Genomic DNA, 16,561 nt, shown 5'->3' with positions numbered 1-16,561 from the left:
CTTCGCGGCTACTCGTCCCCTTCCCCATCTTCCGTTTTCTGCACGCGCTGGCGCATGTTGACGCGTGTACGCGTATCGACGCCGATCAACTCGGCCACGCGCCAGACGAGGTTGTCCTCCAGTTCGTGCATCTCACCGTCGGCGAAGACGATCTCCCACATCAGCCGGATGAACTCGGCCCGTGCATCCTCGTCGAGATGCCGCTTCAGGACACTGGTGAAGGTGTAGAGATCGACCGCATCGGCCTCGGCCTCCTCGCCGGCCTTCATCAGCGCCTTAAGCTCCGCGCCGTGCAGGTGATAGGCCTGTGACAGCGTCTTCTTCAGCCGCGCCTGCTCGTCCGCGCTGCGCTCGCCGTCGGCCGCCATCACGTGGATGAGCAGGGCGGCGGCGGCCACGCGCGGGTCGTCCGCGTCGAGGTGCCGCGAGGTATCGCCGCCTGCCGGCAGGTCTTTCAGAAAGGAGAGGATACGGTCGAACATCGAATTCCTATGGACTCATCGTGGATATGTTGCGGACAGGCGGCAGGCCGCACAAGCGCGTTTTTTGCGCTTGCCATGGCTGATAAAGAAAAAATGATCGCCAAGGTTCCCAACCGTCCCGGCCCGCTCATCAAAACAGCCGGAAACGGGAAGACCCGTTCGGCTTTGCCTCGTCCGGTTCTACACCGGGATCATCGGGGATCGGCGGCCGTTCCTCGGTGGGCTCGTCCGGCACCGCCGGTCTTTCGCCGCCCTCGCCGCTTCCATCGGCAGGCGGGACCGCTTTCTCCGGCACACGCGGCGCGTCATCCGGCTTGGCCGGCGCCTCCTCTTCGGCCGGCGGGGAAGGAACGGGCTCGGCATCGACCGTCACGACGGCCTCGGCCTCGGCAGGCCGTGCGGCCAAGGCCGGCAGCGCCGCGAGCGCCTCTTCACCTTCCACCACCTGGCCCAGCCGCTCCACCGGGACACGCCACGCGAAGGCGTCCAATTGCCCGGTCACCGGCGAGGCGGGTGCCCAGCGTTCGGACACGACGCCGTCGGCCACCCAGGCCGGATCGCGCGGGGCGCGCACGGCCTTGGCGAGCCAATGGCGCACGCGGCCCTGGTCGCCGGTCTCCGCCTCCTCGATATCGGCCAGAAGCAGGAAGGCGCCCTCGCGCGGGGCGATGCGCACGGCAGCCTCGGCCGCGGCGCGTGCCTCCTTGAACTCGCCGGCATCGAGCGCGGCACGCGCCACCACCAGTTCCGATTCCACATGGTTCGGCTTCAGCCGCGAGAGCCGCTTCGCCCGCGCCAGCCGGTCGTGCGTGGAATCGCCCGGCCGCGCGTGCACGTAAAGGTCCGCCACCTCGGGGTGCGGCTCTTGTTTCCACACCGCTTCCAGCACCTTCGAGCCGCGGCGCAGGTCGTTTTCCCGGAACAGGGCGCGCGCCGCCGTCACCGCCGCCGGCACGAAATCCGGCTGCAGGCGGTTGGCCTCCAGCGCCGCCGCGCGCGCCGCGGTGGGGTCGGTGCTGAGCTGCTCCATCGCTTGCGCGGTGAGAAGGACGGCGCGGCGGCGCGCCTGCTTTTCGCGGTCGGCCTTGTGCGCGGCCTTCTGCGCCTCGACGAGCGCCAGCGCGCCCGGCCAGTCGCCCTCCTCGGTCTTGGCTTCGAGCGTGGCTTTCACCGCCCAGCCGAGCTGCGGCGCCTGGGTGGCCGCCCGCGCGGCATAGTGGCGGGCCGCCTCCCGCTCGCCCAGCCGCTCTGCCTCCAGATAAAGCCCGCGCAGCCCCAGAAGGCGCGTCTCCGGGTCGTCCGCCATGGCGGCGAATTTCTTTCGCGCCGCCTCATGGTCGCCTTCGAGCAGGGCCGCTTGCGCGTCGAGCAGGTGGATGAGCGGCTCCTGGTCCGAGGAGATCAGCTTGGCCGCCTGCTTGCCCATGCGCTGGGCGAGGCCGCCGTCGCCGGCGCCGGCGGCGATCATGCCGGTGGAAAGCGCCTGGTAGCCCCGGTCGCGCCGGCGCACGCGAAAGTAGCGCGCCACCGCGTAGGGGCTGTTCCAGATGCTGCGGACCAGCCACCACACGATCATCACCACGGCAACGACCGCCACCACCAGCACCGCCGCCACCATCAGCGTCACCTCGTAGCGATATCCGCCGAAGGTGATCACCAGGTCGCCCGGCCGCTCGGCCAGCCAGGCAAAGCCGAGGCCGAGCAGGAAGACGACGACGAGAAAGAAAAGAATGCGAAACATGAGCGCCCTTCCTCAGGCCGGCTTCAGCGCATCGGAAAGCGCCTGTTCGAGGATCCGGTCCGCCGCCTGTCTGGCGCGCAGCCTCTCGGCGAAGCCGCTTGCGGCCCCCTGCGCCTCGGGCGGCAGGGTCTCGTATTCGGCGAGCGCTTCGGCGTAGTCGCCCTTAACGACGGCGGCTTCCATGCGCGCGGCGATGGCCTCCGGCGTATCGCCCTCGACCTCGCCCACGGGGCGCACCGTAACGGCAGAGCGCGCGCTCGCCATCAGCCGATCGAAGAAGCCGGCCTCCGCGGGCGGGGCGGATGCCACCGCGGCGATGCGCGAAGCCGCGGCCGGCGCCTCCTCGGCAAGCGCAGCGCGGGTGGGGATGCCCGCGTCGGCATATTGCCGCAGCGGCTCGAGCTCGGGCGCATTGGGCGCCAGGGCGGAATAGGTCTCCAGTTCGCCGGCGAAGGGCTCGCCCCGCTCCACCGCCGAGCGCAACGCCGATGCCGCGACCACCAGCGCCAGCCGCGGCCCCTCGTCCTGGCTCGCCACCTTTTCGGAGAGCGCTTGCAGGTCGCCGGTGAGCGCATCGAGCCGCTGTGCGTTGGCGGAGGCCGCCTCGCGGACATCCTCGACGGCCGATTGAAGAGCCTCCAGCCGTTCGGCCGATGCATCGCCGGCACCCGCCTGCCCGGCCGTTTCGGAAAGGCTTGCCAACTGGCTTTCCAGGCCGGAGAGGCGCGTATCGAGCGCTTGGAGGCCGGCTGCCTCGCCCGCCCCGCCCGAGGAGACGCTTTCCTGCAGCGAAGACACCGTCTCGCGAAGCTCGGCGATCTGCCGGCGCGGCTCGGCCAGCGCCTCTTCCACCGTATCGTCGGATGGGCCCGCCGAGGCCGCCTCGCGCAGCCGCGCGATCTCGCCGCGCATCGCCTCGACGTCCTGACGGAGGCCGTCCACGGCCGGATCCCGGATATCCTCGGGCGCGCCCGGAACGGGCAGCACGTTCGCCCATTGCAGGCCACCGGCAAGGACCAGCGCGATGACGCCGCCGGCTACACCCGCCGCCAGCGCGCGGCCGGCCCCACCGCCCGGGCGTTGCCCGGCGGGCGGGGGCTCGGAAACGGGTTCGTCCCACGCGCCGGCGTCGGCCGTCTCGGCGGCATCCGCTTCGCCCATCGGGGCTTCGTCCGCGGCGCCGGCGACATCGCCCTCTTGCCTGTCCGAGAACCAGGATTCTACGTTTTCCGCCGCCGCCTCAGCCTTGCCTTCTTCGGCTGGCTCCTGGGCGGGCTCGGCTGCGCCCCCGGCTTCTTCCGATTCGCGCTTCACTTCGTCGGCTTCGAGATCGATCGTCACCGCCTCCCGCTTGGTTCTGGAGTGGCGCGTCCTCGGTGTCTTGGCCATCAGGCAGCTCCGCTGGCAGTTCCAGTTCTTGTCCGCTTGTGCGGCGCAGCACCTTCCCTAGCACACGGAAAGGGCATGAGAAGAGGCCGGCATTACATTCCTGCCTCGATCAGGGAAAACATCGCCTCCTCGGTCGGTTCCGCTGCAATGGATACCCGGCCCCGCGAGGCCGCGGGCAGGCGCTCTGCGACGCGCGCGGAAATGGCAATAAAGACAGCGCCTTCGGACAATCCCGCGGCGGCAGGCTCGACGAGACGCCCAAACGCCTCCGCCGCCGCGGCGGAGTAGAAAAGCACCGCATCGATGGGGGCGCTGCCAAACGCCGCATCGATCTCCCCCGGCGACGGCGGGAGCGGCAGCGTGTCGTAGGTCTCGACGACCTCGACCGCAAATCCGGCTTCAGAAAGCCCTCGCTCCAGCGTCCCGCGGCGCACCCGCCCGGCGAGGACGAGCACGCGGCCGCCGGGCTCCACGCCGCCGGCGATGCGCTGAACGAGCTTTTCCGCATCCCCGGCGCCGGCGTCCGTGACCGTGAGCCCCGCTTCCCGCGCCGCCGCCCCAGTCCTCTCGCCAACCGCATAAGTGGGCAGGTCCGCGATCTTCCGCAGAAGATCGGCCGGTGCGTGGCGCACGGCATTGGCGCTGGAGATCGCCACCGCATTCGATTGCCCGGCCGCCGGCGGCGCGCTTGGCCTTAAGGGTTCTATCTTCGTCAGCGGCAGGACAACCGGCGCGAAGCCCAGCGCCTTCAACCGAGCCGCCGTGCGCGAGGCGCCGGGCTCAGGCCGTGTGACGAGGACACACCGCATCCCTCATTCCCAGCCCTGGAAAAAGTGGCTCCCCGCCTTCTCGCGGATGCGCGCGCCCGCCTCGGCGCCGACCTTCGCCGCATCCGCTACCTCGCCCTCGCCGGCGATCTCATGCGCCTCGCGCCCGTCCGGTGTCAGGATCATGCCGGTGAAGCCGACCCTGCCGCCCTTAACCTTTGCCAGCCCGGCGATCGGCGTGCGGCAGGAGCCGTCGAGCGTGGCGAGGAAGGCCCGCTCGCAGATAAGGGCGAACCCCGTCGCCTCGTGGTGGATCGCCTTCACCAGCGGCAGGATGCGCCCATCGCCGATGCGGCTCTCGATGCAGATCGCCCCCTGCCCCAGCGCCGGCGGAAAGGTGGCGGGATCCATGACGGCGCTCGCCACATGCTCCAGCTTCAGCCGCTTCAGCCCGGCGAGCGCCAGGAGCGTGCCCTCGGCAACGCCCTCTTCCAGCTTCCTGAGCCGCGTCTGCACGTTGCCGCGGAAGATGCCGACGTCGAGGTCGGGCCTCAGCCTCAGCGCCAGCGCCTGGCGGCGCAGCGAGGAGGTGCCGAGCTTGGCTCCCCGCGGCAGGTCCTCGAGCCGCTTCACCCGCCGGCCGATGAAGGCGTCGCGCACGTCCTCACGCTCCAGGAAGGCGGAAATCTCCAGCCCCTCCGGCAGGAGGGTCGGCATATCCTTGGAGGAATGCACGGCAAGATCGATGCGCCCGTCAATCAGCGCCTCCTCGATCTCCTTGGTGAAAAGCCCCTTGCCGCCAGCCTCGGACAAGGGCCGGTCCTGGATACGGTCGCCCGAGGTGCGGATGACGACGATCTCGAACGCGCCCTCCGGCAGCCCGTGCGCCGCCATCAACCGCGCCCGCGTTTCCGCCGCCTGGGCCAGCGCCAGGGCGCTGCCGCGCGTTCCAATCCTCACCACATCCGTTTGCATGCCGTCATGTCCGTGCTAACCGCATCTCGTGAACGCGGATACTTCCCCTACCTATCGGGGATCGCCCGCATCGGCAACAAAGGCAGGCTGGACCGAATGACGCGCGTTCTGGGCATCGAGACGAGTTGCGACGAGACCGCCGCCGCCGTCGTCGCGCGTTCAAACGACGGCCGGCCTTCGATCCTGTCCAACGTCGTCTTGAGCCAGATCGAGGCGCACGCGGCCTTCGGCGGCGTGGTGCCGGAGATCGCCGCCCGCGCCCATGTCGAGGCGCTTGACGGCGTCATAGACGCCGCCCTTGCAGAAGCCGGCCTTGCGCTCGGCGACGTCGACGCCGTTGCGGCCACCGCCGGCCCCGGCTTGATCGGCGGGCTGATCGTCGGCCTCACCACGGCCAAGGCAATCGCCGCGGCCACCGGCAAGCCGCTCCTGCCCATCAATCACCTCGAAGGCCACGCCCTGACGGCGCGCCTGACCGACCGGCTCGATTTTCCCTACCTCCTGCTGCTCGTCTCCGGCGGCCATACGCAGATCGTCCACGTGGCGGGTCTTGGTCGCTACGAGCGCTGGGCGAGCACCATCGACGACGCGCTGGGCGAGGCGTTCGACAAGACGGCCAAGCTCTTGAGCCTGCCCTATCCCGGCGGCCCCAGTGTCGAGAAGGCGGCGCTGGGGGGCGATCAGAAGCGCTTCGCCTTCCCAAGGCCGCTCAAGGGCGAGGCGCGGCCCGATTTCTCCTTCTCCGGCCTCAAGACCGCCGTGCGCCGCGCCGCCACGGAACGCGCGCCGCTGTCTGCGGCCGACATCGCCGACATCTGCGCCTCCTTCCAACTCGCCGTCACGGAAATCCTTGCCGACCGGGTAGCGCTGAGCCTCAAGCGCTTCCGCAAAGCGCACCCGAGGCCGCAGCGGCCCGCGCTGGTGGTGGCCGGCGGCGTGGCCGCCAACGCGGCCATCCGCAAGGCGCTGGAAACCCTGTGCGAGCGCGAAGGCTTCCGCCTCGTGGCGCCGCCGCTGAACCTGTGCGGCGACAATGCCGCGATGATCGCCTGGGCCGGGCTGGAGCGGCTGGAAGCGGGGCTGCCGGAAGAAGGCGCTCTCGCCTTCGCCCCCCGCCCGCGCTGGCCGCTCGACACTGCATCGCAGCCGCTTTTCGGCGCCGGCAAGCGAGGAGCCAAGGCATGAGCGAGACGTGGAACATCGCCGTTCTCGGCGCCGGCGCCTGGGGCACGGCCCTCGCGCTCACCGCGCGCCGCGCCGGCCACAAGGCAACGCTGTGGGCACGCGACACCGAGGTTGCCCACGAGATCAACCACACGCATACGAACGGCCGCTACTTGCCGGGCGTGAAGCTCGACCCAAAGCTCGCCGCCCTGAGCGACGTTGCCGCCGTCCTCGACGGCGTGCACTGCGTGCTTGCCGCCACGCCGGCGCAGACCTTGCGCGCCGTGCTCGGCGCCGCCCGCGATGCGCTCGCGCCGGACGTGCCGGTGGTGCTGTGCGCCAAGGGCATCGAGCGCGAGACCGGGCGGCTGATGTCCGAGGTCGCCCGCCAGGTGCTGCCGGCGAACCCGCTCGCCGCGCTTTCCGGCCCCAGCTTCGCCGCCGACGTGGCGGCCGGCCTGCCGACGGCCGTGACCGTCGCCGCCCATGACGGCGCGCTGGCGGCGGAACTTGCCGCCCGCCTCTCCGCCCCCAACCTGCGCTGCTATTCCAGCGCCGATCTTACCGGCGTGGAGATCGGCGGGGCGCTGAAGAATGTGCTCGCCATCGCCGCCGGCGCAACCAGCGGCGCCGGCCTCGGCGCCAGCGCCGTTGCCGCGATCGTTACCCGCGGCTTCGTGGAACTGAGGCGCATCGGCGCCGCCTTCGGTGCCGAGCCCGAGACGCTGATGGGCCTGTCGGGCCTTGGCGACCTGATCCTCACCTGTAGCTCGGCCCAGTCGCGCAACTTTGCCTACGGCCTGGCGCTGGGGCGGGGTGAAAGCGTGGAGGGGCTGCCGCTTGCCGAGGGCATCTTCACCGCCGGCATCGCTGCCAGGATTGTGCGCGAACGCGGGCTGGAGGCGCCCATCGTCGGGAGCGTGACGGAAATACTCGAAGGCCGGATGACCGTGGAGGCGGCCATGCAGGCGCTGCTTGCGCGACCGTTGAAGAGAGAAGTGTGAGTAGTGAGTAGTGAGTAGTGAGTAGTGAGTAGTGAGTAGTGAGTAGTGAGTAGAAGATAGTTTTGAATATTAATTATACCAAACACTATTCACTATTCACTACTCACTACTCACTAACCGAAAGGAACCGCCCAATGATCTACATCATCCATTGCAGCGACAAGCCCGGCCATCTCAATGTCCGCATGGACACGCGCCCCGAGCATGTCGCCTATCTGGACAAGCTTAATGCCGAGGGCACGCTGAAGTTCGCCGGCCCCTTCCTGGACGGCGAGGGAAAACCCTGTGGCAGCATGGTGGCCATCGAGGCGGAGGACGGCGCTGCGGCGGAGGCGATCGCCAAGGCCGACCCTTATGCTCTTGCCGGCCTCTTCGAATCCGTTGAAATTCGCCCCTGGAACTGGGTCTTCAACAAACCGGAGAACGCGTGATGGCCTATTGGCTGTTCAAATCCGAACCCGACACCTGGTCGTGGGAGATGCAGAAGAAGAAGGGCGAGGAGGGCCAGGAGTGGGACGGGGTGCGCAACTTCCAGGCGCGCAGCAACATGCGGGCCATGAAGGTCGGCGACCTCGGCTTCTTCTATCACTCGGGCAAAGAGAAGGCCGTCGTCGGCATCGCCGAGGTGATCGCACCGGCCCATCCCGACTCCACCGCCGACGACCCCGCCTGGGAGTGCGTGGACATCCGCGCCGTCCGCGACGTGCCGAAGCCCGTCACCCTTGCCGACGTCAAGGCCAACCCGAAGCTCAAGGACATGGTGCTGGTCAACAATTCGCGCCTTTCCGTGCAGCCCGTGAGCGCGGCGGAATGGCAGGAGGTCTGCCGCATGGGCGGCCTCGAAAAGGCGCCGTGACCCGAAAGCTGACACCTGAGGGTGCGGAAGCCTTCATCCGCGCCAATACCACGCTCCGCGCCCCGCCGCATGTGCCGGAAATCCGGCTCCACCTTGCCGACGAGGCGCACGACCTGTGGCAGCGCACGGAGGAGGAGCTTGAGGCGATCGGCCTGCCGCCGCCCTTCTGGGCCTTCGCCTGGGCCGGCGGCCAGGGGCTTGCCCGCTATCTGCTCGACCATCCCGAGACCGTGCGTGGCCGCACCGTATTCGACTTCGCCACCGGCTCCGGCCTCGTCGCCATCGCCGCCTGCAAGGCGGGTGCGGCGCGCGTGACGGCCGCCGACACCGACCCCTTCTGCGCAACCGCCTGCCGGCTCAACATGGCGGCAAACGGCGTTGCCTTCGATCTGACCGCCGACGAAGCCATCGGCAGCGATCCTGGATGCGCGGTGCTTACTGCCGGAGACGTCTTCTACGACCGCACCCTTGCCGAAATACTCGCCCCCTGGTTCACGCATCTTACCGCGGGGGGCACCACCGTCCTCGTGGGCGATCCGGGCCGCGCCTACCTGCCGAAGGCACGCATGCAGCCCCTCGCCAGCTACTCCGTTCCGGTCACCCGGGCGCTGGAGGATGCAGAGGTCAAGCGCACCACGGTCTGGCGCTTCACTTGACGCTATAAGCGCGCGGGCGTTCAATCCCGCCGTGCATGAAAACGCGGAGGGGTCCTATGGATTTCGGCGGAATGAACTATCTGGCGATCCTCGTGGCGGCCGTCGCCGCCTTCGCCTTCGGCGCGGTCTACTATATGGCGCTCGGCAAGCCGTGGATGAAGGCTGCGCGGCTGAAGCCGGAAGAGATGAAGATGAGCCCGGTGCCCTTCATCACGTCCTTCGCCGCCGAGCTGATCATAGCCTGGGTTCTGGCCGGTGTCATCGGCCATCTGGGCACGGGCCAGGTGACCTTGTGGAACGGCGTGATCTCCGGCGCCTTCATCTGGCTCGGCTTCATGGCGACGATCATCGCCGTCAACCACCGCTACCAGGGCTTCGGCTGGGACCTCACCCTTATCGATGCGGGCCATTGGCTGGGCGTGGCGCTGCTGATGGGCGGCATCATCGGCTGGTTCGGGGTTTAGGTCTCCACGCGGAAAAGCAGGGTGCAGGCATCAATACTGATGTTCTAGACATCATCATTCATCTATCGTATATGACATTCCGTCAGACGGAGCGTCCATGATCACGGCAGCACAGATGCGCGCGGCGCGTGCCCTTTTGGGCATCGACCAGAAGCGGCTTGCCGAGCTTTCCGGCGTCTCGCTCCCCACCATCCAGAGGATGGAGGCGAGCGAGGGCAATGTGCGCGGCGTGGTCGATACGCTTTCCAAGGTTGTCGAGGCGCTCGATGCCGCCGGCATCGAGCTGATCGGCGAAAACGCACCAAGCACCGGCAGCGGGCGCGGCGTGCGCTTCAAGGAAGCGACGGTGAAGGGCAAGGCCGGCTGACGAGGAACATGCAACAACGGCCGCAGGGCAGGCGCCATGATCCGCCGCCTAAATGGCCCGCTGCCCATATGGGATAAAAGGGATGCTTGCCCGCACGCGTGAACCCGGCTTCATCGAACTCTTCACGCCAAAGCTTGTCACCGTCTTCCGCGAAGGCTACGGCCTTGCGGCATTCAAGGCCGATGCGCTGGCCGGCCTCACCGTTGCCATCATCGCCCTGCCGCTTTCCATGGCGATCGCCATCGCCTCGGGCGTCTCGCCGGAGCGCGGGCTCTATACGGCCATCGTCGGCGGCTTCTTCGTCTCTGCGCTTGGCGGCAGCCGTTTTCAGATCGGCGGTCCGGCCGGCGCCTTCATCGTCCTCGTGCTCGCCACCGTGCAGGCGCACGGCGTGGACGGGCTGATCCTCGCCACCTTCCTGTCCGGCCTCATCCTTCTCGCCATCGGTTTCCTGAGGCTCGGCACCTTTATCAAATACGTGCCCTACCCGGTTACCGTCGGCTTCACCTCCGGCATCGCCGTCATCATCCTTGCCAGCCAGATCAAGGACTTCCTGGGCCTTTCGCTCATTGGCCCGGAGCCGGGGCCGTTCGTTCCCAAGCTTCAGGCGCTCGGTGCCGCACTGCCGACCGTCAGCGTCTCCGCCGTGGCGCTCTCCGTGCTTGCCGTCCTCACCATCCTTGTCCTGCGCCGCTACCGGCCTCACTGGCCGGGCTTTCTGATCGCGGTCGCGCTCGCCACCCTTGCCGCCTGGCTGCTCGACCTGCCGGTGGAGACCATCGGTACGCGCTTCGGCGGCATCCCGCAGACGCTGCCCCTGCCGCACCTGCCGGAGCTGACGATGGAGAAGATCACCGCCGTCCTGCCGGCCGCCCTCTCCTTCGCGCTTCTGGGCGGCATCGAAAGCCTGCTTTCGGCCGTCGTTGCCGATTCCATGAGCGGGCGCCGCCATCGCTCCAACTGCGAATTAGTGGCCCAAGGCACCGCCAATGTCGCCGCCGCCCTCTTCGGCGGGTTCTGCGTCACCGGCACCATCGCCCGCACGGCGGCCAATATCCGCGCCGGCGCGCGCGGGCCCGTTTCCGGCATGCTGCACTCGGCTTTCCTGCTCGTCTTCATGCTTGCGGCAGCACCGCTGGCGAGCTTCATCCCGCTTGCAGCGCTCGCCGCGATCCTCGTGATCGTCGCCTGGAACATGGCGGAGAAGCACCAGTTCGCCGCTCTCCTGCGCGGCGCGCGCGGCGATGCCGTCGTGCTGATGGTGACCTTCCTGCTCGTCGTCTTCCGCGACCTCACCGAGGGCATACTCGTCGGCTTCGGCCTGGGGGCGCTGCTCTTCCTGCACCGCATGTCGCAGGCGGTCGAGGTCGACCGGGCGAACGCCATCACGCAGGCGGATCGCGCCGACAACGGCGAGGTGCCCTATGCGGCGGAGATCGCCACCGACGACGACATCGTCGTCTACCGCATCTCGGGCGCCTTCTTCTTCGGCGCCGCCGCAAGCGTCGCCGCAGCTCTCGACCGCATCGGCGGCCAACCCCAAGCCTATGTCATCGACATCGCCGCCGTCAGCGTTCTGGACTCCACGGCCGCCGCGACAATCGAAGGCTTCGCCCGCAAGGCGCGCGGCCAGGGCGCCACCGTCTATCTCGTCGGCGCCAGCCCGGCGATCCGCCACCTCTTGCGCACCCACGGCGTGCGCCCGCCCCATGTGCGGTTCTACAGCAAGCTCGACGGCGCCATCGCCGCCGCGAGGCGGGAGAAGGAGAGCGCTTAAGCGCTTACTCGCCCGGCTGCTTCTCTTCCACCGAATGCCGCATGATAAGCGGCATCTGGCTCATGGTGAAGATGAGGGTGATGGGCATGATGCCCCACACCTTGAAGGCCACCCAGGCATCGGTGGAGAAGGACCGCCACACGACCTCGTTGGCGACGGCCAGGAAGATGAAGAACAGCCCCCAGCGCAGCGTCAGCTTGCGCCAGCCTTCCGCATCCAGCTTGAAGGCCGAATCGAAGACGTAGCCGAGCAGCGACTTGCCGAAGGCGAGCCCGCCGAGAAGCACCGCGGCGAACAGCGTATTGACGATGGTCGGCTTCATCTTGATGAAGATCTCGCTGTGCAGGTAGAGCGTCAGCGCGCCGAAGACGAAGACGACGACGCCCGAAATCAGCGGCATGATGGGCAGCGTGCGCGTGAGGAGCCAGGAGGCGCTGAGCGCGAGCGCCGTCGCCACCATGAAGAGCGCCGTGGCGATGAACAGCGGCCCGCCGAGGCTGCCCAGCGCGGGAAAACGCTCCGCCAGCCACTCGCCGCGCGCATTGGCGAAGAAGAAGACCATGAGCGGCCCAAGCTCCAGCACCAGCTTGAGGAGCGGGTTGATCGCCTTGCGCTCGGGGTCGGAGGGATCGCGTTCGAATATGGTTTTGTCAGTCACTCAGGCAACTCCCGCGATCGCTTTTGCGAAATCGCTCGCCGAAAAAGGTTCCAGATCGTCGACCTGTTCGCCGACGCCGATGAAGTAGACAGGCAGCTTGTGCTTTGCCGCGATGGCGACGAGGATGCCGCCGCGCGCCGTGCCGTCGAGCTTGGTCATGACCAGCCCGTTGACCCCCGCAACATTGCGGAAGATTTCGACCTGATTAAGGGCGTTCTGCCCTGTTGTCGCGTCCAGCGTCTGCAGCACCGTGTGCGGCGCTTCCGCATCGTGCTTGCCGAGCACGCGGACGATCTTTTCCAGTTCCGCCATAAGCTCGGCCTTGTTCTGCAGCCGGCCGGCCGTGTCGATGATGAGCACGTCGCTGCCCGCCTGCTTGGCCTGCTCGTAGGCATCCCAAGCAAGCCCTGCCGCATCCGCTCCGAGCTTGGAGGCGACCACGGGCGAATTCGTCCGCTCACCCCAGATCTTGAGCTGCTCGATCGCCGCCGCGCGGAACGTATCGCCCGCCGCCAGCGTCACCGACAGGCCGCCTTCCCTGAGCTTGGCCGCCAGCTTGCCGATGGTGGTCGTCTTGCCGGTGCCGTTGACGCCGACGACGAGGATCACGTGCGGCTTGTGGCCGAGATCGAGCTCCAGCGGCACCGCCACCGGGTCGAGCACCTTCTCGATCTCCTCGGCCATCACCGCCTGCACTTCCGCGCCTGAGATGTCCTTGCCATAGCGGCCGACCGACAGCGCGTCCGTCACGCGCATCGCCGTCTCCAGCCCCAGATCGGCGCGTAATAGGACGTCCTCCAGGTCCTGCAGCGTGTCCTCGTCGAGCTTGCGCTTGAGGAAGATGCCGGCAATGTTTTCGCGCAACTCCTTCGAGGAGCGCGACAAGCCTTCGCGCAGCCGCTGGAACCATGGCTTGCGCGGCGCCGGCGCAAGTTCGGCGTGGGCCGCTTCCTGCGTGTGCTCGACGGATTTGGCGACGGTGACCTTGGCGCCTTGCAAATCGCCTATGTCGGCGCGCGCTTCACCTCGCCCTTCGACAGGCTCAGGATGAGGTGAAGCGTCAGGCATTGCTTCCCGCATCGCTGGCTCTGGCTCTGGCTCTGGCTCTGGCTCTGGCTCTGGCTCTGGCTCTGGCTCTGGCTCTGGCTCTGGCTCTGGCTCTGGCTCTGGAAGAGCCTCGGCCGGCTCCTTTTCCCCGGTCAAGGGAGGCGTTGCCTCTTCCCCGGTCAACGGAGGCGTTGCCGCCGGGGGCGGGGAAGGGGGTGTCGGCTCGGGCGTAGCGGGGACCTCGGGCGCCGGCGTGGGCGGCGGCTCCGGGGCGGGTTCGGGAACTTCTCGCGGCGGCTCGGGCACCTCCTGCGGGACCTCGGGCGAGGGCTCCGGGATTTCGGGCTGCGGCTCGGCCGGTTCGTCGGGCACCGGAACGGGTGTGGGCTCCGGCTCGCCCGGTGTTTCCGGCGGCTCCGGCGCCGGGGGCACGTCGGCGGGCTTTTCGGGCCTGGGCTCCGGCTCCGGAACGGTTTCCGGCCTCGGCTCGGTGGCCGGGGTCTCCCCCTCCGCCGACCGTTCCTCGACCGTCTTCTTGCCGAAGGAGAAGACCTTTTTGATGAAACCGAACGCCATGAATTCCTTACGCTCTCAAGCCGCTGCCCGTTCCGCGGGAACTGCCGTCAGCCGCGCGCCGTCGTGTCCCGTGATAAAGGCGTCGACGATCTCGCCGGGCTTGCCGGCCTTTATGGCGGCAAGGGTGAAGCCTTCCGTGCGGCCGAGGCCCTTACGCTCAACGAGAACGCGCTGCCGCGTGCCCTCGAGCGCCATAAGGTGCGACCGGTACGCCCCGTCGCCCGCCGCCCGCAGCCGTGCCGCGCGCTCCTTCACCACCGCGTGCGGCAGTAGCGGCATACGCGCCGCCGGTGTGCCCTCGCGCGGCGAGAAGGGGAAGACGTGCAGATGTGTGAGCCCGCATTCCTCGACGATCCTGAGCGAGTTCTGGAACATCGCCTCCGTCTCGGTCGGGAAGCCGGCGATGATGTCCGCGCCGAAGACAGCGTCGGGCCTGAGCCGACGCACCTCATCGCAGAAACGGATGGAATCGGCCCTCAGATGCCGCCGCTTCATGCGCTTCAGGATCATGTCGTCGCCCGCCTGCAGCGACAGATGCAGATGCGGCATGAGCCGCTCCTCCTCGGCGAGCGCCGCCATAAGGTCGGCGTCCGCCTCGATGGAGTCGATGGAGGAAAGCCTGAGCCGCTTCAATTCCGGTACATACCGCAGGATCGCCCGGGTCAACCGGCCGAGCCGTGGGCTGCCGGGCAGGTCCGCACCATAGCTCGTCAGGTCCACACCCGTCAGCACCACCTCGGTATAACCGTTGTCGACCAGGCGCTTCACCTGGTCCACCACCGCGCCCATGGGCACGGAGCGGGAATTGCCGCGCCCGTATGGGATGATGCAGAAGGTGCAGCGGTGGTCGCAGCCGTTCTGCACCTGCACGAAGGCGCGCGCCCGCCCCTCGATGGCGTCCACCATGTGCGAGGCGGTCGCGCGCACCTCCATGATGTCGTTGACGCGCACCTTTTCGAACCGGTTGACGCCGAAATCCGGCAGCGCGCGATAGCTATGGCGTTGCAGCTTCTCCTCGTTGCCGAGAACGAGGTCCACCTCTTCCATTTTGCCGAAGGTGGTCGGCTCCGTCTGCGCCGCGCATCCGGTGACGATGATACGGGCCTCCGGGTTCTCGCGTCTGGCCTTGCGGATCGCCTGCCGCGCCTGGCGCACGGCCTCCGCCGTCACAGCGCAGGTGTTGATGACGACGGCGCCGCCGTCGAGGCTTCCGAGCCCCGCCGCGCCGGCCTCGCGCTTGATGACCTCGGACTCGTAGGCGTTGAGCCGGCAGCCGAAGGTGACGACATCCACCGCCATCAGGCCGCCCCTTCCCTCTCGCGTTCCCATTCGCCCGTTGCCGGGTCGAAGCGGCCGGAAAACTCCCATTCCGCCGGCCCGGTCATGACCACGTGGTCGTCTCCGCGCCAGAGGATGTCGAGCGGCCCGCCCGGAACTGTGACCGTGACCTGCCGTCCCGTGCGCCCCGTGCGCGCCGCCGCGACGGCCACCGCACAGGCAGCGGAGCCGCAGGCCCGCGTCAGCCCCGCGCCACGCTCCCAGGTGCGGATGGTCACGGCATCCCGCGCCGTCACGTGGGCGATGGTGATGTTGGCACGCTCGGGAAACATCGGATGATGCTCGAGAAGCGGGCCGAAGCGTTCCAGGTCGTAGGCGTTCACATCGCCGTCCACCCAGAAGACCGCATGCGGATTGCCCATCGATACGACGGAAGGCGAATGCAGCACCGGCGCGTCGATCGGCCCCACCTGCAATTCGATCATGCGCGTGTCGCGGAACTCTTCGGCCAGCGGTATCTCCTGCCAGCCGAAGCGCGGCCGGCCCATATCGACGGAGATCAGCCCATCCGTATGCTCCTCTGCGTCGAGCACGCCGGCGACCGTTTCGAAGGTGAAGCGGCTCCGCTCGGTCTCGGCGGAAAGCGCCTGGACGACGCAGCGCATGCCGTTGCCGCAGGCCTGCGCCATGCTGCCATCGGAATTGATGATCTCGACATAATAGTCGGTGCCCGGCGCCTTCGGGTCGTGGATGGCCATGATCTGGTCGAAACGGGTTGCCGGATCGGCGGCGAGCGCAACGGCTGCGGCTGGCAGCACGCGATCTGCGCGCCCGCGCATGTCGGCAACGATGATTTCGTTGCCGAGCCCGTTCATCTTTGCGAATTGTGCCAGTTCCGCCATGGGTTCCGATCCCGCCGGGGTTTGGCGCCTATATGGCGGATGGCGCCGCAAATTACCAGACACGCAGGGTCTTGGAGCAACTCCGGGACATGTGGGATCGGTTTTACGCCCGGAATTGTGACAAAACAACGGGTTAGACCAGTTCAGGCTATGGCGATGATGCCGAGGACGGCGAGCAGGAACAGGACAAGGACGAGGAGGATGAGGATTTTTGCCACGTTCATAGCCGCGCCGGCAATACTGTTGAGGCCGAGAAGGCTCGCTATGGCAGCGACGATAAGAAGAATGAGTATCCATTTGAGCATGGAAATGGCCTTCGCAAGAACGAACGTCTTGCAATAACGCGATCTCCCGCAGCCGGTTCCCCGCCTTTTCGGCACACGCAGTGCGTGCACAGCGGGTAATTTCTCTACGGAAACCGGTTCTTAACCATGACGGTGTGTGATAATTTCCAATCT

Annotated in this window: 18 protein-coding genes; 8 read left to right on the top strand and 10 right to left on the bottom strand. The window is 67.9% G+C overall.

All coding sequences use genetic code 11. The annotated features are described in order from the left end of the window. Positions 1-8: 8 nt before the first annotated feature. From GPJ75_RS04365 to hemC, 5 genes are all read right to left on the bottom strand, one after another. Positions 9-482, bottom strand: a complete 474-nt coding sequence (locus GPJ75_RS04365) for a tellurite resistance TerB family protein (protein ID WP_163265483.1) — start codon at positions 480-482, stop codon at positions 9-11. Positions 483-612: 130 nt separating this feature from the next. Further along, positions 613-2,223 (bottom strand): heme biosynthesis protein HemY, encoded by a 1,611-nt coding sequence (locus GPJ75_RS04360; protein ID WP_163265480.1) that lies wholly within the window; start codon positions 2,221-2,223, stop codon positions 613-615. 12 nt (positions 2,224-2,235) lie between these two features. Continuing rightward, positions 2,236-3,612, bottom strand: a complete 1,377-nt coding sequence (locus GPJ75_RS04355) for a COG4223 family protein (protein WP_163265478.1) — start codon at positions 3,610-3,612, stop codon at positions 2,236-2,238. 92 nt (positions 3,613-3,704) lie between these two features. After that, positions 3,705-4,421 carry a uroporphyrinogen-III synthase gene (locus GPJ75_RS04350; protein ID WP_163265476.1) on the bottom strand — a complete coding sequence of 239 codons (717 nt, stop codon included), beginning with the start codon at positions 4,419-4,421 and terminating at the stop codon, positions 3,705-3,707. Between the two features lie 3 nt (positions 4,422-4,424). Continuing rightward, complete coding sequence (hemC, locus tag GPJ75_RS04345; protein ID WP_163265474.1) at positions 4,425-5,354, bottom strand: hydroxymethylbilane synthase; 930 nt, start codon at positions 5,352-5,354, stop codon at positions 4,425-4,427. Between the two features lie 96 nt (positions 5,355-5,450). On the opposite strand from hemC, the gene tsaD reads away from it, so the two are divergent. The 8 genes from tsaD (at position 5,451) to GPJ75_RS04305 (ending at position 11,642) form a co-directional block, all read left to right on the top strand. Continuing rightward, positions 5,451-6,539: a tRNA (adenosine(37)-N6)-threonylcarbamoyltransferase complex transferase subunit TsaD gene (gene tsaD, locus GPJ75_RS04340; RefSeq protein WP_163265472.1), complete on the top strand. Its 1,089-nt coding sequence runs from the start codon at positions 5,451-5,453 to the stop codon at positions 6,537-6,539. Next, complete coding sequence (locus GPJ75_RS04335) at positions 6,536-7,522, top strand: NAD(P)H-dependent glycerol-3-phosphate dehydrogenase (RefSeq protein WP_163265470.1); 987 nt, start codon at positions 6,536-6,538, stop codon at positions 7,520-7,522. Before tsaD ends, GPJ75_RS04335 begins: the two co-directional genes overlap by 4 nt. Before the next feature lie 134 nt (positions 7,523-7,656). After that, entirely contained in the window at positions 7,657-7,953 is a 297-nt protein-coding gene (locus tag GPJ75_RS04330; RefSeq protein WP_163265468.1) for a YciI-like protein, read from the top strand. Next, a complete protein-coding gene (locus GPJ75_RS04325; protein WP_159586207.1) occupies positions 7,953-8,378 on the top strand; it encodes an EVE domain-containing protein in 426 nt (141 codons plus the stop codon). Before GPJ75_RS04330 ends, GPJ75_RS04325 begins: the two co-directional genes overlap by 1 nt. Continuing rightward, positions 8,333-9,034, top strand: coding sequence for a class I SAM-dependent methyltransferase (locus GPJ75_RS04320; RefSeq protein ID WP_163265466.1), 702 nt, complete (start codon positions 8,333-8,335; stop codon positions 9,032-9,034). The genes GPJ75_RS04325 and GPJ75_RS04320 overlap by 46 nt, the downstream gene beginning before the upstream one ends. Before the next feature lie 56 nt (positions 9,035-9,090). Further along, positions 9,091-9,498 carry a DUF1761 domain-containing protein gene (locus GPJ75_RS04315; protein ID WP_163265464.1) on the top strand — a complete coding sequence of 136 codons (408 nt, stop codon included), beginning with the start codon at positions 9,091-9,093 and terminating at the stop codon, positions 9,496-9,498. Between the two features lie 97 nt (positions 9,499-9,595). Beyond that, positions 9,596-9,865, top strand: coding sequence for a helix-turn-helix domain-containing protein (locus GPJ75_RS04310; protein ID WP_163265462.1), 270 nt, complete (start codon positions 9,596-9,598; stop codon positions 9,863-9,865). A gap of 82 nt (positions 9,866-9,947) precedes the next feature. Beyond that, positions 9,948-11,642, top strand: a complete 1,695-nt coding sequence (locus GPJ75_RS04305; RefSeq protein ID WP_163265460.1) for a SulP family inorganic anion transporter — start codon at positions 9,948-9,950, stop codon at positions 11,640-11,642. A gap of 4 nt (positions 11,643-11,646) precedes the next feature. On the opposite strand, the gene GPJ75_RS04300 is transcribed toward GPJ75_RS04305, so the two are convergent. The 5 genes from GPJ75_RS04300 to GPJ75_RS04280 all read right to left on the bottom strand — a co-directional run bounded on the left by GPJ75_RS04300 (position 11,647) and on the right by GPJ75_RS04280 (position 16,408). Then, entirely contained in the window at positions 11,647-12,300 is a 654-nt protein-coding gene (locus GPJ75_RS04300) for a septation protein A (RefSeq protein ID WP_163265458.1), read from the bottom strand. Then, complete coding sequence (gene ftsY / locus GPJ75_RS04295; protein WP_163265456.1) at positions 12,301-13,923, bottom strand: signal recognition particle-docking protein FtsY; 1,623 nt, start codon at positions 13,921-13,923, stop codon at positions 12,301-12,303. A gap of 15 nt (positions 13,924-13,938) precedes the next feature. Then, positions 13,939-15,222 carry a tRNA (N(6)-L-threonylcarbamoyladenosine(37)-C(2))-methylthiotransferase MtaB gene (gene mtaB / locus GPJ75_RS04290; protein ID WP_163265454.1) on the bottom strand — a complete coding sequence of 428 codons (1,284 nt, stop codon included), beginning with the start codon at positions 15,220-15,222 and terminating at the stop codon, positions 13,939-13,941. Continuing rightward, positions 15,222-16,103, bottom strand: coding sequence for a diaminopimelate epimerase (dapF, locus tag GPJ75_RS04285; protein ID WP_163265452.1), 882 nt, complete (start codon positions 16,101-16,103; stop codon positions 15,222-15,224). The genes mtaB and dapF overlap by 1 nt, the downstream gene beginning before the upstream one ends. 143 nt (positions 16,104-16,246) lie before the next feature. Further along, positions 16,247-16,408, bottom strand: coding sequence for a DUF1328 family protein (locus GPJ75_RS04280; RefSeq protein WP_163265450.1), 162 nt, complete (start codon positions 16,406-16,408; stop codon positions 16,247-16,249). Between the last annotated feature and the right edge of the window lie 153 nt (positions 16,409-16,561).

This window comes from Chelativorans alearensis, assembly GCF_010993735.1.
Taxonomy (GTDB): Bacteria; Pseudomonadota; Alphaproteobacteria; order Rhizobiales; family Rhizobiaceae; genus Chelativorans; species Chelativorans alearense.
Note: the sequence above shows the minus strand (reverse complement) of the source record. Positions and strands in the feature narration are given on the sequence as shown.

Coding starts and splice junctions, on each gene's coding strand:
- GPJ75_RS04365 (WP_163265483.1), bottom strand. CDS start 482: ATGTTCGACCGTATCCTCTCCTTTCTGAAAGACCTGCCGGCAGGCGGC.
- dapF (WP_163265452.1), bottom strand. CDS start 16,103: ATGGCGGAACTGGCACAATTCGCAAAGATGAACGGGCTCGGCAACGAA.
- GPJ75_RS04320 (WP_163265466.1), top strand. CDS start 8,333: ATGGCAGGAGGTCTGCCGCATGGGCGGCCTCGAAAAGGCGCCGTGACC.
- ftsY (WP_163265456.1), bottom strand. CDS start 13,923: ATGGCGTTCGGTTTCATCAAAAAGGTCTTCTCCTTCGGCAAGAAGACG.
- tsaD (WP_163265472.1), top strand. CDS start 5,451: ATGACGCGCGTTCTGGGCATCGAGACGAGTTGCGACGAGACCGCCGCC.
- GPJ75_RS04355 (WP_163265478.1), bottom strand. CDS start 3,612: ATGGCCAAGACACCGAGGACGCGCCACTCCAGAACCAAGCGGGAGGCG.
- GPJ75_RS04330 (WP_163265468.1), top strand. CDS start 7,657: ATGATCTACATCATCCATTGCAGCGACAAGCCCGGCCATCTCAATGTC.
- GPJ75_RS04315 (WP_163265464.1), top strand. CDS start 9,091: ATGGATTTCGGCGGAATGAACTATCTGGCGATCCTCGTGGCGGCCGTC.
- GPJ75_RS04280 (WP_163265450.1), bottom strand. CDS start 16,408: ATGCTCAAATGGATACTCATTCTTCTTATCGTCGCTGCCATAGCGAGC.
- GPJ75_RS04325 (WP_159586207.1), top strand. CDS start 7,953: ATGGCCTATTGGCTGTTCAAATCCGAACCCGACACCTGGTCGTGGGAG.
- GPJ75_RS04335 (WP_163265470.1), top strand. CDS start 6,536: ATGAGCGAGACGTGGAACATCGCCGTTCTCGGCGCCGGCGCCTGGGGC.
- hemC (WP_163265474.1), bottom strand. CDS start 5,354: ATGCAAACGGATGTGGTGAGGATTGGAACGCGCGGCAGCGCCCTGGCG.
- GPJ75_RS04350 (WP_163265476.1), bottom strand. CDS start 4,421: ATGCGGTGTGTCCTCGTCACACGGCCTGAGCCCGGCGCCTCGCGCACG.
- GPJ75_RS04360 (WP_163265480.1), bottom strand. CDS start 2,223: ATGTTTCGCATTCTTTTCTTTCTCGTCGTCGTCTTCCTGCTCGGCCTC.
- mtaB (WP_163265454.1), bottom strand. CDS start 15,222: ATGGCGGTGGATGTCGTCACCTTCGGCTGCCGGCTCAACGCCTACGAG.
- GPJ75_RS04305 (WP_163265460.1), top strand. CDS start 9,948: ATGCTTGCCCGCACGCGTGAACCCGGCTTCATCGAACTCTTCACGCCA.
- GPJ75_RS04310 (WP_163265462.1), top strand. CDS start 9,596: ATGATCACGGCAGCACAGATGCGCGCGGCGCGTGCCCTTTTGGGCATC.